This is a genomic window from Stenotrophomonas sp. YJH_SMC_64, from assembly GCF_059371375.1.
In genome coordinates this window covers 186,724-202,808 of the sequence record NZ_JCAFUN010000001.1, presented here as the reverse complement: position 1 = coordinate 202,808, position 16,085 = coordinate 186,724, and the positions used below count along the sequence as shown (strand labels likewise).

General features: G+C 66.7%; 11 protein-coding genes. 7 read left to right on the top strand and 4 right to left on the bottom strand.

What is annotated here, in order from left to right:
* The first annotated feature begins 38 nt into the window (after positions 1 to 38).
* On the top strand, positions 39 to 2,678 hold the full coding sequence (locus tag AC5P9L_RS00840; RefSeq protein ID WP_012479047.1) for a TonB-dependent receptor plug domain-containing protein: 2,640 nt from the start codon (positions 39 to 41) through the stop codon (positions 2,676 to 2,678).
* Positions 2,679 to 2,752: 74 nt separating this feature from the next.
* Positions 2,753 to 5,347, top strand: a complete 2,595-nt coding sequence (locus AC5P9L_RS00835; RefSeq protein WP_111189504.1) for a M14 family zinc carboxypeptidase — start codon at positions 2,753 to 2,755, stop codon at positions 5,345 to 5,347.
* A 566-nt stretch (positions 5,348 to 5,913) separates the two neighbouring features.
* Here AC5P9L_RS00835 and AC5P9L_RS00830 read toward each other — a convergent pair.
* Complete coding sequence (locus tag AC5P9L_RS00830; RefSeq protein ID WP_043033908.1) at positions 5,914 to 7,329, bottom strand: DEAD/DEAH box helicase; 1,416 nt, start codon at positions 7,327 to 7,329, stop codon at positions 5,914 to 5,916.
* An 858-nt stretch (positions 7,330 to 8,187) separates the two neighbouring features.
* On the opposite strand from AC5P9L_RS00830, the gene AC5P9L_RS00825 reads away from it, so the two are divergent.
* The gene (locus AC5P9L_RS00825; RefSeq protein ID WP_111189298.1) at positions 8,188 to 9,177 is read left to right on the top strand and encodes a fumarylacetoacetate hydrolase family protein; all 990 of its coding nucleotides are present in this window, start codon (positions 8,188 to 8,190) and stop codon (positions 9,175 to 9,177) included.
* Positions 9,178 to 9,191: 14 nt separating this feature from the next.
* Entirely contained in the window at positions 9,192 to 9,860 is a 669-nt protein-coding gene (gene maiA / locus AC5P9L_RS00820) for a maleylacetoacetate isomerase (protein ID WP_033835418.1), read from the top strand.
* A 44-nt stretch (positions 9,861 to 9,904) separates the two neighbouring features.
* Here maiA and AC5P9L_RS00815 read toward each other — a convergent pair whose 3' ends face one another.
* The 3 genes from AC5P9L_RS00815 to AC5P9L_RS00805 all read right to left on the bottom strand — a co-directional run bounded on the left by AC5P9L_RS00815 (position 9,905) and on the right by AC5P9L_RS00805 (position 13,887).
* A complete protein-coding gene (locus tag AC5P9L_RS00815; RefSeq protein WP_111189299.1) occupies positions 9,905 to 11,365 on the bottom strand; it encodes a UdgX family uracil-DNA binding protein in 1,461 nt (486 codons plus the stop codon).
* On the bottom strand, positions 11,346 to 12,629 hold the full coding sequence (locus AC5P9L_RS00810; RefSeq protein WP_005407960.1) for a putative DNA modification/repair radical SAM protein: 1,284 nt from the start codon (positions 12,627 to 12,629) through the stop codon (positions 11,346 to 11,348). The genes AC5P9L_RS00815 and AC5P9L_RS00810 overlap by 20 nt, the downstream gene beginning before the upstream one ends.
* Before the next feature lie 130 nt (positions 12,630 to 12,759).
* Positions 12,760 to 13,887 (bottom strand): PilT/PilU family type 4a pilus ATPase, encoded by a 1,128-nt coding sequence (locus AC5P9L_RS00805; protein ID WP_004141526.1) that lies wholly within the window; start codon positions 13,885 to 13,887, stop codon positions 12,760 to 12,762.
* 121 nt (positions 13,888 to 14,008) lie between these two features.
* Between AC5P9L_RS00805 and AC5P9L_RS00800 the strand changes: the two genes are divergently transcribed.
* The 3 genes from AC5P9L_RS00800 (at position 14,009) to AC5P9L_RS00790 (ending at position 15,816) form a co-directional block, all read left to right on the top strand.
* Positions 14,009 to 14,374, top strand: coding sequence for a DUF4398 domain-containing protein (locus AC5P9L_RS00800; protein ID WP_005407961.1), 366 nt, complete (start codon positions 14,009 to 14,011; stop codon positions 14,372 to 14,374).
* On the top strand, positions 14,371 to 15,255 hold the full coding sequence (locus AC5P9L_RS00795; RefSeq protein WP_005407962.1) for an OmpA family protein: 885 nt from the start codon (positions 14,371 to 14,373) through the stop codon (positions 15,253 to 15,255). Before AC5P9L_RS00800 ends, AC5P9L_RS00795 begins: the two co-directional genes overlap by 4 nt.
* 324 nt (positions 15,256 to 15,579) lie before the next feature.
* Positions 15,580 to 15,816, top strand: coding sequence for an HP1242/YdcH family protein (locus AC5P9L_RS00790; protein WP_005407964.1), 237 nt, complete (start codon positions 15,580 to 15,582; stop codon positions 15,814 to 15,816).
* Positions 15,817 to 16,085: the final 269 nt, after the last annotated feature.

Here is a 16,085-nt window from a genome sequence, read left to right as displayed (position 1 = left end):
CGGAACTACGTCGCCCTTTCCACCTCCCCCACATCGTCATGCCCAAGCACACCCTGCTCGTGGCGGCCCTGGCCGTCGCTCTGGCCGCGCCTTTGTCCGCCGCCGCCGAAACCTCCGCCGATGCCAGTGGCGAAGCCAGTACCCTGGCCGCCGTGCGCGTCACCGGTTCCAACATCAAGCGCACCGATACCGAGGCCTCCAACCCGGTGCAGGTGATCGGCCGCCAACAGTTGGAACAGACCGGCAAGGCCACCGTGGCCGATGTACTGCGTTCGATCTCGGCCAACACCGGCAACGCCAGCAACGAAACCACCAACAATGGTTGGGCGTCCGGCTCGGCGGGCATCGGCCTGCGTGGCCTGTCGCAGAAAAACACGCTGGTGCTGCTCAACGGCCGTCGCCTGGCCAACTACGGCTTCCCGGCCGGCGGTCTGTCCGACACCTTCGTCGATCTCAATGCGCTGCCGCTGGTCGCGGTCGAGCGCATTGAGGTGCTCAAGGACGGCGCCTCGGCGGTGTACGGCTCCGACGCCGTGGCCGGCGTGGTCAACATCATCACCCGGCAGAACTTCGAAGGCGCCGAGATCGGCGGCAGCTTCGGCGGTGCCGACCAGGGCGGCCTGCACGAGCAGAACCTGAAGTTCGTCGGCGGCCTCGGTGATCTCGACACCGATGGCTACAACATCCTCTTCAGCCTGCAGGGGTACAACCGTGAGCGCCTGGACCAGGACGAGCGCAACCTGACCAGGAGCGGCATCTACACCGACAAGCCGGGTGGCCGCTGGAACGGCTGGTCGGCCAAGGGCGCGCGCTACCTGGTCAACGGCGTCTCGGTGCCGATGCTCGATGCCAACGGTAACTGCCCGACCGGCACCACCCGCGTCGCCAGCGCACCGATCGACGGCCTGGCCGGCGACACCTGCGGCTTCAACCAGGCACCGTTCACCACGCTGATCCCCTCGACCAAGCGCTACCAGGCCTACGCCAACGGTACCTTCCGCCTGAACGACAACGTCGAAGCGTTCGGCGAAGTGCTGTACAGCCAGATCAAGAGTGCCGCGTGGTTCGGCAGCAGCCCGTTCTTCACCCTGGAGAGCGGCCGCTTCGCACTGAACGCGAACAGCGGACTGGCCGAGCCGGTGTCGTCGCTGCTGCCGGCCAACAATCCGTACAACCCGTACGGTCGCGCGATTCCCGTCGAGTACACCTTCTTCGACCTGGGCGGCACGATCAAGACCAACCGTTCCACCGCCTACCGCGGTGTGTTCGGCCTGCGCGGCACCACCGCGAAGTGGGATTGGGAAGTGGCTGCATTCGGTGCGCGCAGCAGCGAGCGTGAGAGCGTGTCCGGTGGCTTCGCCAACCGCTGGGCGCTGGCCGACGCGCTGGCCACGGGCAGCTACAACCTGCTCAACCCGGCGGCCACGCCGCAGTCGGTGCGTGATTCGATCAACATCGCCACGCTGCGTCCGGCCGAATCCAAGCTGCAGGGTATCGATGCGAAGATTTCCGGCAGCCTGGGCCATACCTGGGCCGGCGAGATCGGCTTCGCTGCGGGTGCCGAGTGGCGCCGCGAAAAGCTCGACTCCAACAACCCGTGGCAGATCGATGCCGGCCTGCAGGTGCGCCCGGCCATTGCTGAAGTGCACGGCAAGCGCCAGGTCAGTGCGGCCTACGCCGAAGTGAACGTGCCGCTGGCCTCGACGCTGGAGCTGTCCGCCGCCGCGCGCGCTGATCACTACGATGATTTCGGCGATGCGTTCTCGCCGAAGATCGGCCTGCGCTGGCAGCCGCTGGATGTCCTGCTGGTGCGTGCGTCGGCGTCGAAGGGCTTCCGTGCACCGTCGCTGTCGGAAAACTCCAACAGCACCAGCATCGCCTACGGTAGCGTGGTCGACCCGCGTGATCCGGACGTGCCGGGCTCGCGCCAGAACCCCACCTTCTTCACCGTCGGCAACAACGAACTGAAGCCGGAGCGCACCAGGAGCGTCAACTTCGGTGTGGTGCTGTCGCCGTGGGCCAACACCAACCTGAGCGTGGACTACTACCGCATCCAGCTGGACAACCTGGTCGGCACCAACAACACCCAGACCCTGGTCAACGACAACGTGGCCGGCGCCGTGCAGCGCGATGAGCGTGGCAAGCTGCAGGCGGTCTACAACCGCTACCAGAACCTGAGCGAGCTGAAGACCTCGGGCATCGATGTCGAGCTGCGCCAGCGCATCCCGACCGCGGCACTGGGTGACTTCACCGTGTCCTCGGCCTACACCCACGTGCGCGACTACCGTCGCCCGACCGTGGTCGGTGGGCCGCTGGTCGACTACGCCGGCAGCAACCTGGGCGCGACCCTGCCCAAGGACAAGGCCACCACCACGCTGGACTGGAAGTACGGTGATTTCAACGCAGCCGTGACCTGGTACTACACCAGCAGCTACCGCCAGGAGGCCAGCACCGCCGCCAAAGCCGTGCAGCAGCGCGTCGGCAGCTACAGCCAGTACGACCTGTACCTGGCCTACACCGGCATCGACAAGCTGACCGTGTATGCCAAGGTGCAGAACCTGGCCGACAAGACGCCGCCGTACGACGCCTCGTTCCCGGGCATCCGCGCGCCGTACGACTTCAGCCAGTACGACCTGCGTGGCCGCTACTTCACGCTGGGCTTCGATTACCGCTTCTGATCCATCCGCCGCGGCCGGTCACCTGAGGGGACCGGCCGCGCGATCGTCTGCCGTTGTGTTCCAGGGGAGTCACCGTGTCCTTGCATCGCCGTGCCGTTCTTCCGTTGCTGCTTGCCGCCGCCACCGCACTGTCCTCGCCGCAGCCGGCGCAGGCACAGAGCGCGTACTTCTTTCCGCAGGTCACCGACGCAGCGGCGTTCGATGCAGCGGTGCCGACGCCGGAGCAGTTCCTCGGCTACTCGATCGGCAGCCGTTACACACGGCACGACCAGCTGGTGGCGTACTTCCAGGAACTGGCGAAACGCTCGGACAAGATCAGCGTGCGCGAGATCGGCCGCAGCTATGAAGGCCGCCCGCTGTTGATCGCCACCGTCACCGCTGCAGGCAATCATGCGCGGCTGGAACAGATCCGCCAGCAGCACGCGACCCTGGCCGATCCGGCGCAGCCGCGCAGCGCCGCCGGTGACAGCCCGGTGGTGGTGTGGCTGGGCTACAGCGTCCACGGCAACGAGACCTCCAGTGCCGAGGCAGCGATGCTGACGGCGTACTACCTGGTGGCCAACCGCAGCGCAGAAACCCAGCAATGGCTGCAGCAGGCAGTGGTGCTGTTCGATCCGGCGCAGAATCCGGATGGTCGTGACCGTGCTGCCAACTGGCACAACGCCTGGGCGTCCGACCCAGCTTCTGCCGACCCCGCCGACAAGGAACACGTCGAGCCGTTCCCGCAGGGTCGTACCAACCACTACTTCACCGATCTCAACCGCGACTGGCTGGCCCTGACCCAGCAGGACTCACGGCCGAAGGTGGAGGTGTTCCACCAGTGGTACCCGAACGTGCAGATCGACTTCCACGAAATGGGCAAGGACAGCACCTACTACTTCGAGCCCTCGCCGAAGAGCATGCACAGCCCGCTGATTCCGGCGGCGTCGTATGAATTCAACAAGACCCTCGCCAAGTACCACGCGCAGGCGCTGGATGCGCTGGGGTCGCTGTACTACACCGGCGAGAATTTCGACAACTTCTCGCCGGTGTACGGTTCCACCTATCCGGACTTCCATGGCGCTGTCGGCGTTACCGTCGAGCAGGCCAGCTCGCGCGGCCGCGTGCAGGAATCGGTGAATGGCCTGCTGACCTTCCCCTTCACCATCCGCAACCAGGTCGCCACCGGGCTGGGCACGGTGCGTGGCGCGGTGACCGAGCGCAGCGGCCTGTTCGACCTGCAGAAGCAGTTCTTCCAGAGCGCGCTGAAGCAGGCTGCGCAGCAGCCTGTGAAAAGCTTCGTGTTCGGCGATGCGCATGACCCGGCCCTGACCCGTCGCCTGCTGGAACTGCTGCTGCTGCACCGGATCGAGGTGCGCGCACTGGACCGTGCAGTCACTGTCGATGGGCAGCGCTTCGATGCCGGCAGCGCCTACGTGGTGCCGGTGCAGCAGGCGCAGTTCCGCCTGGTGCATTCGATCTTTGCCGAGACGCCGCCGATCAAGGGTGATGTGTTCTACGGCAGCACCAGCTATGCGATCGCACCAGCCTACGGCCTGGCCTTTGCGGGCAGTCGCAGCCGTATCGAAGGCGGCGCACGCGTGGCCGCGCTGCCGTTGGAGCAGGGCGCGGTGCTGGGCGGCGAGGCCGGATTCGCCTACGCCATCGACTGGCGCGACTACAACGCCGGGCGCGCGCTGGCCGCGCTGCAGGGCAAGGGCGTGAATGCACGCGCGGCATTCCAGCCGTTCACCACCGCGACCGCGCAGGGTGACGTCAGCTTCGCCGCCGGCAGCCTGGTCATTCCGGTTGCCGGGCAATCGCTGCAGGGCGCGGCGCTGCTCGAGACAGTGACATCCGCCGCGCGCGAGGCGGGCGTACAGGTCCACGCGCTGTCCAGCGGCCGCAGCCGCGAAGGCATCGACCTCGGCAGTGACGGCGTCAAGGCGCTGCGCAAGCCTGCGGTGGCACTGGTGATGGGCGAGGGCGTGGCCGCCACCGAAATCGGATCGGCGTGGTTCCTGCTAGACCAGCAGCTGCAGTTGCCAGCCAGCAAGCTGGATCCGCAGCAGCTGGGCAAGGTACCGCTGGACCGCTACACCACGATCGTGCTGTCCGGTGGCACCTACACGGGCGTCGATGCCACGGCGGTGGCTGCACTGAAGCGCTGGGTGCAGGCCGGTGGTTCACTGGTGACCTACGGCAGTGCCTCGAAGTGGGCGATCGAGCAGAAGCTCGCCGACGGCGAAAAGCTCGGCAAGGAAGAAGACGCTGCTGACGAAAGCCGCCGTGCGTTCGGCGATCAGCGCGACATTGCCGCGATCGAGCGGGTCAGCGGCAACATTCTCAGTGCCGACGTGGATACCAGCCATCCGCTGGCATTCGGCGTGCCGCGCCGGCAGCTGGCGATCAACAAGGAGAACACGGGGACGCTGCAGCCGAGCGCGAACCCGTTCTCCACGGTGGTGCGCATCGACACGCCGCCGCGGGTGAACGGCTACCTGTCCGAGCGTAACCGCACGCGGGTGGCAGGCAGTGCATGGCTGCTGGTGTCGGCGCAGGGGCAGGGCAACGTGGTGCTGTTTGCCGATGACCCGGCACACCGCAAGTACTGGCACGGAACGGACCGACTGCTGATCAACGCGATCTTCTTCGGGAATCTGGTGAATCCGGCGAAAGCGCGGGGTTGAGGTGTTTGGCGCCGAGTTTCTGTTGTGCTTGGGAGGCAGGGGGCCTCAGCCAGGACACGCCGTAAACCCATCCATGGGGGCTCGATGGCGCCATCCTTGGCGCCAACGGTCCTGGCTGAGGCCCCCTGCCTCCCATGACAGTTTCCTGCGGGCGCGGACGCATCAGACCCCAAGGCGGGAGCAAGGGCAAATACAAAAGCAAAAGCAAAAGCAAAGCCAGGAATTGCGACTTCGGCTTTTGCCTTTGAATTTGAGTTTGAATTTGAATTTGAATTTGAATTTGATCTTTCTTCTCCCGGCTACCCGGCGGGAGAAGAAGGCGCAGGCAATGCTTGAAGCGGATGGGCATGGGGGCAGCGCAGAACCGTTGGCGCCATGGATGGCGCCATCGAGCTTACATGGACGTATTTACAGCGTGTTCTGCGCTGCCCCCATGCCCATCCGCCCTCGGTACTGCCACCGCGTGCGTTATCACCCGGTAGCCGGCAACAAAAAAAGGACGGCGCGTCAGCGCCGTCCCTCGATAGTCCCCGCGCAGCGGGAAGCACCCTCGATGTCAGCTGGGATCAGCCGGCGCGACCGCCGCCGTTGCCACCCTGGCCACGACCGCGGCCGCCACCATTGCCGCCACCACCACGGCGCTGGCCCTGGCCGGCACCTGCACGCTGCTGGCCATTGCCACCGCCTTCGCGACGGCCACCGCCGGCCTTCTTCGGGCCTGCGTGCGCGTGGCGCGGCGCATCACCGTGCGGACGGCGCGCATGGCTCTTGCGCGGTGCGCGCTCGCCGGTATCGTGCTCGGCCTTGCCCGGCGCACTGTTGCCCCAGCGGATCGGCGTCTGCAGCTCGAAGCCCGGCACATCGCGGATGTCCATGTCGCGGCCCAGCAGGCGCACGATCGCACGCAGCAGCTTCACTTCATCCTGTGCCACCAGCGAAATCGCCTGGCCGGTCGCGCCGTTGCGGCCGGTACGGCCGATGCGGTGCACGTAGTCCTCGGCCACCATCGGCAGGTCGAAGTTGATCACCTTCGGCAGCTCGTTGATGTCGATGCCGCGCGCAGCGATATCGGTCGCCACCAGCACGGTCACGCGGCCGGCCTTGAAGTCACCCAGTGCACGCAGGCGCTGTCCCTGGCTCTTGTTGCCGTGGATCGCCGCGGTCTTGATGCCCGACTTTTCCAGGAACGAGGCCAGCTTGTCGCTGCCGTGCTTGGTGCGGGCGAACACCAGGGTCTGCTCGCGGCTGTCCTGCGCCAGCAGGTGCAGCAGCAGGTCGCGCTTGCGACCGGCATCGACCGGGTGCACGCGGTGGGTGATGGTTTCGGCCACGGTGTTCTTCGGCGTCACCTGGATCTGTTCCGGGTTGCGCATGAACTCCAGCGCCAGCTGGCGGATGTTGTCCTCGAAGGTGGCCGAGAACAGCAGGGTCTGCCGGTTCTGCTTCGGCAGCTTGGCCAGGATGCGCTTGATCGACGGCAGGAAGCCCATGTCGAGCATGCGGTCGGCTTCGTCCAGCACCAGCAGTTCAATGCCGGACAGGTCGATGCTGCGACGCTCCAGGTGGTCGATCAGGCGGCCCGGGCATGCCACCAGCAGGTCCACGCCACGGCGCAGGATGTCCAGCTGGTTGCCCATGCCGACACCGCCGTAGATGCAGGCGCTGGGAATGCGCAGGTACTTGCTGTAGCCGCGCAGGCTGTCGTGCACCTGGGTGGCCAGTTCGCGGGTCGGTGCCAGGATCAGCGCGCGCGGCTTGCGCGGGCCGCTGCGCACTTCCTGCGAGGCGGTGCCCAGGTGCTGCAGCAGCGGCAGGCCGAAGGCGGCGGTCTTGCCGGTGCCGGTCTGTGCGCCGGCCAGCAGGTCACGACCGGCCAGTGCCAGCGGGATCGCCTGCTGCTGGATCGGGGTCGGGTTTTCGTAGCCCTGCTCGGCAAGCGCACGCAGCAGGAAGGGCGCCAGGCCCAGCGATTCAAAAGACATTGAGTTTGCTCCAAGTACAAGAAACGCCTGTCCGAACGGACAGACGGGGGCAGATCAAACTGATCGGCTGACTCGGAGCGTTCCCGTGAACCGCGCTGCGAGAATTGGGTGCAGCCGGCACGAAGCGCAGGCTGGAATGCGTGACGAACGGCGTCGGAGTGGGGGCGGGCGAAGAGGGCGGACCCTGGTCGCCGGCGATCCCGGAGGGAAACGGACGGCCGCTGCAGACTGCGCAAGTCTAAACGATGTTTGAGACTTCACGCAAAAAGACCTGTTCAGGTAGGGGTTCTCTCTGCAGGGCTGCGCCCTGCACCCGCAGAGGCTGACGCAACGTCAAAGGCCGGGTTCCTGTGGGAGGCGGGGTGGGTCCGGTGGCAGGGGGCGCTGCAAGTACGTCCATGTAAGCTCGGTCGCCGCATCCATGCGGCTCACGCCCCTGTCACCGGACCCACCCCGCCTTCGACAGTTTTCCGCGATCTGTCGAATCTCATTCGATCAATTTCGGTGTCTGACGGATCTCGACGATGAATGATGTGGATGTTCGATCAGTCATTGGGAACCTGTCGGGGGTGCGGCGGTGTGGGTGGGCAGGACCGTTGGCGCCATGGATGGCGCCATCGAGCCCCCATGGACGGGTTTACGGCGTGTCCTGCCGGCCCACACCGCCCCGCCCAACCAGCAGAAAGCCAGAGCCGCTTTTGACGTTGCCGTTGCTGTTGCATTGAGCCGGTGCAGGGCTGCAAGCCCTGCCGAACCCCCCACTACGGTAGGGTGGGCCGATGCCGCGCTGCAGCTTGGCGCCGCCGCAGATTTGATTACACTTGAAACTTGTTTGCCCACGACTCCGGACACCCACCCATGAAGCTTGGTTCTTTGAAGGAAGGCGGCCGCGACGGCACCCTGATCGTCGTCTCGCGTGACCTGCGCCACGGCGTGCGCGCCACCGGCATTGCCGCCACCCTGCAGCAGGCTCTGGAAGACTGGAGCCACATCGCGCCGCGCCTGAACGCCCTGTACGAATCGCTCAATGCCGGCGACGCCGACGGTGTGTTCGACCTCGACCCGCAGGCCCTGGCCGCGCCGATGCCGCGCGCCTATGAATTCGTCGACGGCAGCGCCTACCTGCCGCACGTCGAGCGTGTGCGCCGTGCCCGTGGCGCCGAGGTGCCGGAGAGCTTCTACAACGATCCGCTGATGTACCAGGCTACCAGCGCCGGCTTCTACGGCCCGCGCGATGCGGTCAAGGTGGTCAGCGAGGACTACGGTATCGACCTGGAAGCGGAGATCGTGGTGATCACCGACGACGTGCCGATGGCGGCCACCCCCGAACAGGCGGCGGGCCACATCCAGCTGGTCGGCCTGGTCAACGATGTGTCGCTGCGCAACCTGATTCCGGGCGAGCTGGCCAAGGGCTTCGGCTTCCTGCAGTCCAAGCCGCGCTCGGCGCTGTCGCCGGTGTTCGTCACCCCCGACGAACTGGGCGCTGCGTGGCAGGACAGCAAGGTGCACCTGCCGCTGCTGACCCACATCAACGGCAAGTGGTTCGGTGCGCCGGAAGCGGGCGTGGACATGCAGTTCAATTTCGCCCAGTTGGTCGCGCATGCGGCCAAGACCCGTCCGTTGGGCGCCGGCACCATCGTCGGCTCGGGCACCATCGCCAATGAAGACACCAGCAAGGGTGCGTCGTGCTTCGCCGAGCAGCGCGTGGTCGAAACCCTGCGCGACGGCAAGCCGAGCACGCCGTTCATGTCGTTCGGCGACGTGGTCCGCATCGAGATGCTCGATGCCGCCGGTAACAGCATCTTCGGTGCGATCGAGCAGCGCATCGAACAGGCCGCCAAGCCCTGAGCATGGAGGCGGCCATGGAGATTCCGGTCGACGACGGCATCGTGCTGTACACCTACTGGCGATCCAGCGCCGCCTACCGCGTGCGCATCGGCCTGGAGCTGAAGGGCCTGGCCTGGGAGGCCCGGCCGGTGCATCTGGTGCGCGACGGCGGCGAACAACACCTCGACGCCTATCGCAGGCTCAATCCGCAGCAGCTGGTGCCGACCCTGCTGCACGAAGGGCATGCGCTGACGCAGTCGCTGGCGATCGTCGAGTACCTGGACGAGCGCTTCCCGCAGGTGCCGCTGCTGCCGGCCGACGCCGCCGGCCGCGCGCGGGTGCGGGCACTGGCCCAGCTGGTGGCCTGCGACATCCACCCGATCAACAATCTGCGGGTGATGCAGTACCTGGAACGCAGTCTGCAGCTGCCGGCCGATGCCCGTATGCAGTGGACCCTGCACTGGATGGCCGAGGGCTTCGCGGCAATGGAGGCGATGCTGGCCAACAGCCGTGACACCGGCACCTTCTGCCACGGTGACCGCCCCGGGTTGGCCGACCTCTGCCTGCTGCCGCAGCTGTACAACGCCCATCGTTTTGGCCTGGACCTTGCGCCGTACCCGACCCTTCGCCGCATCGAGGCCGCCTGTCAGGCGCTGGACGCCTTCGACCGCGCGCGCCCGGAAAACCAGCCCGACGCAGCCTGAAAGTAGAGGGACGGAGGGGATCAAGTCGCAAGTGCATTCACGACTTAATCCCCTCCGTCCCCTTTTTGCAGCAGTTGCGCGAGATCATCGCGGAACAGTGCATAGGCCCGTTCGCGGCGCGCGCCATCGCCTTGCCGCAGCACCCACGCCGGGTGCACGGTGGCGTAGCCGCGGGTGCCTTCCTCCAGCGTGTGCCAGCGTCCACGGTCGCGCGACAGATTGAAATCACGGCCAAATACCGAGGCTGCCGCGGTTGCGCCCAGGCAGACGATGAGCTGCGGCCGCACGCGCGCGATCTCGCCCATCAGCCACGGCCGGCAGGCCTGGATGTGGCGGCTTTCCGGCCGCTTGTGCAGCCTTACCTTGCCGCGCCGCTCATGGTGGAAGTGCTTCACCGCGTTGGTCAGGTACAGCGTGGCGCGATCGATTCCCAGCTCGGCCAATGCGCGGTCCAGCAACTGGCCGGCAGGGCCGGCGAACGGCTGGCCGCGCAGATCCTCGGTATCGCCAGGCTGCTCGCCGATCACCATCACCTGCGCATCGGCCGGCCCCTGGCCGAACACCGTCTGCGTGGCGGTCTCCCACAGCGGGCACTGGCGGCAGGCGCTGGCCTGTTGTCGCAGCGTCTGCAGGCTGGCGGTATCTGGGCGCGCTGCCGCAGCGTCCCCACGCATGGGAATCCTGCGCTGGGGTGCCTGCGCGGGCCGGTCATGCATTTCCTGCACGCGATCGCCCGCATCGCGCACCAGGCGCGGCAGCAGCTGCGCCTCGGGCAGGTGGCGCCAGTATCTGGCCGGCATCTCCTGCATCATCATCCGGGTGTTGAGCCGGGCCGGATTGAAGATGCTGGCGTAATAGGTCTGCCACAGGGCCTCGCGCGCATCTTCGGCCGGGGCGTCCTCGCGGCGTGCGCCGGGGCCGAAGGTCAGCGCCTGTCCATCCCACGCCACGCTGCGCGAAGGAGTGAGGATCGCCCAGCGCATGCCGGTGAAGCGGCGTGCGAAGAACGGCGCGACCCGGTCGACGATGTGGTGCTGTGGCTCGAACCAGGCGATGAACGCATCAGGTTGGCCGGGCAGCTCGCGGAAGCGCACGAATGCCTTCATCTTGTGCGTGTCACGGCGGACGGCCTGGGCCAATGTCATCGCACGCAGCACATCGGCATCGGCGGGATTGGTCAGCACCGCGCGTTCGCCATGGGTGATCCGCCACAGCAGCCGGTACAGCAGTGACAGGCGCTGCGGTTCGCCATGGCACAGGCAGGTGTCGGCCAGTTCCAGGAATTCGCGCGGGACGCCGGGAACGCTTGCCTGTGCTGCCACCGGTGCCTGCTGCACCGGCGGCGCATCCAGCAGCGATGCCTCGCCGCCTTCGAGCCAGTCCAATTGCTCGGGCCGCACGCCCCGCAGCAGCGCATCACGCGCGCCGTCGCGCCAGGCCTGCAGCGACCACGGCGGATCCACCCGCTGCGACCAGCGCGGCGCGTCAGGCTGCCGGCGGTGCATCGAACAGTGATCCCTGGCGCGGCGGCGGGGCCAGTTGTGCTCGCAGCGCGGCCGGGTCATCCAGTGCCTTGCGCGGGTGATGGTCGGCCAACAGCACGAACGGTAGCAGTTTGCTCATCGGCGCCTTCAGGCGGGCGATGTCCGCCACGCGCAGGCGCCCGTGCCGGCGCGCCATCAGCACGCGCTCTGCATTGCGCACGCCGAGGCCGGGCACCCGCAGCAGCATTTCCTTCGGTGCACGGTTCAGATCGACCGGGAAGCGTTCGGGATGGCGGATCGCCCAGGCCATCTTCGGATCGATGTCCAGATCGAGCATTCCGCCCTGGGTGGTGTCGGTGATCTCGTCCACGCCGTAGCCATAGAAGCGCAACAGCCAGTCGGCCTGGTACAGCCGGTGCTCGCGTTGCAGGGGTGGAGGCTGCAGCGGCAGCTGCCGGCTGGCATCGGGAATCGGGCTGAACGCGGAGTAGTAGACCCGGCGCATCCGGTAACTGCCGTACAGGCTGTCGGCGCTGGCCAGGATCTGCTGGTCGTTGGCCCCGTCCGCACCGACGATCATCTGCGTGCTCTGCCCGGCCGGGGCGAAACGGGGAGGGCGCGGGCGTGCGCTGCGGCTGGCCGTCGGCGCCACCGCTGCGGGGGCCTTGCGCGCCTCCTTGGCTTCCTCGATGCGCCAACGCAGTTCGCCCATCGCGCCGCGTATCGAATGCACCGTCTTCTCCGGCGCCAAGGCGCTCAGCCCGGCTTCGGTGGGCAGTTCGACGTTGATCGACAGGCGGTCGGCGTAACGCCCGGCGCTGGCCAGCAGTTCCGGCGACGCCTCGGGAATGGTCTTGAGGTGGATGTAGCCGGCGTAGCGGTGTTCTTCGCGCAGTTGCCGGGCCACCTCCACCATCTGCTCCATGGTGTAGTCCGCATTGCGGATGATGCCGCTGGAGAGGAACAGGCCCTCGATGTAGTTGCGCTTGTAGAAGTCCAGGGTGAGCGTGACCACCTCGTCCACGCTGAAGCGCGCGCGTGGCACATTGCTGGACACGCGATTGACGCAATAGGCGCAGTCGTAGACGCAGAAGTTGGTCAGCAGGATCTTCAGCAGCGATACGCAGCGGCCATCGGGCGTATAGCTGTGGCAGATGCCCATGCCCTCGGTGCTGCCGATACCGCCGCTGGCGCGCGAATCGCGCTTGCCCGAGCCGCTGGAGGCGCAGGAGGCGTCGTATTTGGCGGCATCGGCCAGAATGGCCAGCTTGCGGATGGTTTCCATTGAGGAAACCTACGGATGAGGGGTCTCATTGGATGAGACGGCCCCTGAATTCTTCAGGAAAAGGGGACGGAGGGGATTGAGTCGTAAGTGCATATACGACTTAATCCCCTCCGTCCCCTTTTTCGTGCGGTCAGAAGCCGTGGGTGATGCTGGGTGCGCCGGCCGAGAAATCCGCGTATGGGTCATGCTCGCCGCTGCTGCCTTCGGACAGGCGGAACTTCAGTGCCAGGCCATCGCGCGAGTCGGCCGCGCGCAGCGCTTCCTCCTGCTCGATGGTGCCGGCCTTGGCCAGCCGGAACAGGCACTGGTCGAAACTCTCCATGCCCTCTTCCAGCGATGCTTCCATCGCCGCCTTGATCTCGTGCACCTGGCCGCGACGCAGCAGGTCGCGGATCATCGGCGTGTTGAGCAGCACTTCGGTGGCCGGCAGGCGACGGCCTTCCTTGTTCTTCACCAGGCGCTGGCTGATCACCGCACGCAGGTTCAGCGCCAGGTTCATCAGCACGTTCTTGTGCGCGCTTTCCGGGAAGAAGTTGAGGATGCGCTCGATGGTCTGGTCGGCGTTGTTGGAGTGCAGGGTGGCCAGGCACAGGTGACCGGTTTCGGCGAAGGCGATCGCCGCTTCCATCGTCTCTGCGTCCAGGATCTCGCCGATCAGGATCACGTCCGGCGCCTCACGCATGGCGTTCTTCAGCGCGTTGTGGAAGGCATGGGTATCCAGCCCGACCTCGCGCTGGTTGACGATCGACATCTTGTGCTTGTGCAGGTACTCGATCGGGTCTTCGATGGTGAGGATGTGACCGGTGGTGGTGCTGTTGCGGTGGTCGATCATCGACGCCAGCGAGGTGGACTTGCCGGAACCGGTGGACCCCACCACCAGCACCAGCCCGCGCGGGGTCATGATGACGTCCTTCAGCACCTGCGGCAGGTTCAGCTCCTCGATGCTCGGAATCCGGCTGCGGATGGCACGGATGACCATGCCCACTTCGCCGCGCTGCTTGAACACATTGACGCGGAAGCGACCGGCATCGGGCAGGGCGATGGCCATGTTGAGTTCCAGCTCGCGCTCGAACTGCGGCACCTGGCCTTCGTCCATCAGCGAGTAGGCGATCTTCTTGACCATGCCCGGCGGCAGGCCGGTGTTGCCCAGCGGATAGAGCTTCCCCTCGATCTTGATGTAGACCGGTGCCCCGGTGGTCAGAAACATGTCCGAAGCGTTCTTTTCGGTCATCAGCTTCAGGAAGTAGCCGATATCCATTGCGAATTTTCCCCAACGAAACGGCCGACGCCCGTTGCCAGCACGGTGTCGGCTTGACGACAATGGCCGTGAACCGACAACCGGTACGGCCTCCCCAATGAAACGACTTAGCTTCGCACGAATGCGCCACAGCCTGTATGTGATGGCGTTTGCATTCGCACTGTCTGCCCCCGCCTGGGCGCAGGATGGCGCGATGGAACTGGCCCAGGCCCGGCAGGCGGTCGACAAGGCCACCCAGGCCGATGCCGACCAGTACGCCCCGGACCTGATCGGGCTGGCCCGGCAGGGGCTGGAGCAGGCCCAGCGCGCCGCCGGCGACCGCCGCGAGCGCAAGAATGCCCCGGCCATGGCCCTGCGTGCCGCCGCCGATGCCGACCTGGCCCGCGTGCGCAGCGAGGAAGCCACCGTGACCGCGCAGCTGCAGCTGCGCCGCAACGAGGTCAACCAGCTGCAACGCCAGCTGTCGACCGGGGAGGATCGCCGGTGAAGCCGATGACTGCCGCAACCCTGGCCGCGCTGCTGGCGCTGCCGACCCTGGCCGTGGCCGCCGACAACCCGATGGTGGCGCAGCTGAGCCAGCGCCTGATGGCCATCCAGGCCAACCCGGATACCGCTGAGCTGGGCGCCTTCGAGCGCATGCAGGCCCAGCAGGCCATCGCCACCCTGGACAAGGCCAAGCGCCGCGACCAGGAGCTGGCCACCTACCTGGCTGAGCGCCGGGTGGAGATCGCCGAGACGGCCGTGCGTACCGCGCTGGCCGCCCGCGAGGTCGACCGCCTGGAGCGGACCCGCAGCGACCTGCTGATCGAGGCCAGCCGCCGCGATGCCGCGCGTGCCCGCCAGGAAGCCGAACAGCTGCGCATGCAGGCACAGATGCAGGCCGAGGAGGCTGAACGCCTGCGCCAGGCCGCCGAGGCCGAGACCCTGGCCCGCCAGGACGCCGAGAACGCCCTGACCAGCGTCGCCGGCAAGCAGCAGCAGCGCCTCAGCGCCGCCCAGCAGAACGCCGCCAAGCTGGCCCGCGAGGAAGCCGAGCTGGTGTCCGGTCAGAAGCTGCCGGGCTCGAAGTTCGATGGCCGCGGCGAGGTCTTCACCTTCCGTGGCGATGCGTTTGCCGCTGGCGCCTCCAGCCTGTCCGGCGGCGCCCGCAACCAGGCCAAGGCGTTGGCCGAATACCTGAACATCGGCAAGAAGGGCCGCCTGCGCATCGAGGCTTACGACAGTGCCAACGGCGTAGGCCAGAAGCGTGCCGAGGCCCTGCGCGATGCCCTGGTTGCGGCGGGTGTCGCGAGCAACCGGATCCAGCTTGCCGGCAAGAAGGCGGCCTCCACCCAGGCACGTTCGGCCGAGGTCATCATCGCCCCGTAATTGCTTGATATTGTTTGTTTTTCGTTGTGATGAGCATTCAGCCTGAACCCCGCCCCGGCGGGGTTCGGTCTTTTTGACGCAGGGGTCTTGTACCCCGCCTTGAGCAGGCGTAGGGTCAATCGTCCGGGACGCAATGCCGCTGACCGGACGATGGGAGGGCCGGGCCGATGCAAGCAGGGCGCGAACCGCAGCAGATCGACGTGCGCAGGCCAGTGCCGCAGGTCGTTGCAGGCGTCCAGGTGGCCATCGACCGGCGCTCCTCCATGAACAACGCCCCGTGCCTTGCGGCCGGGGCGTTCGTGTATCTGTCGAAGGAGGTCCATCATGTTTGAAGATCAGCCCCAGAGCGAGATCGACGCACGTCGCGCGCGTGATCCGGAGTTCAGGGCACTCCATGACCAGCACCGCAAGTTGAACAAGAAGTGCATGGACGCGGAGTTGGGTGTACTCCCGATCGATGATGTCACCCTGGGTCGCATGAAGCGCGAGAAGCTGCTGGCCAAGCAACGACTTCTGCGAATGTACGAAACACCGCTCCCAACGACGTCCCCCACGCTTTGACGCACCCCGTCACGCCCGGAACGGCGTGACCCGGCCATCGATGGCCCCGCCGGGCGCTCCTGCCCCGGCATCGCGGCACCGCCGATGAGGCGGCCGCGCCAAGGCACCACAGGCGGTGGTGCCTTGGCCTGCAGGCACAACTCACCGATGCGGGCGGTACCGGTCTCCTCGTCGATCCGGGGCCGTCCGCATCTCTTTCTGCGGGCTTGCGGCCCGTCTCCGCGCCGACCTGACATTCATCGCCATCCGACGGATAATCATCGGTCCGG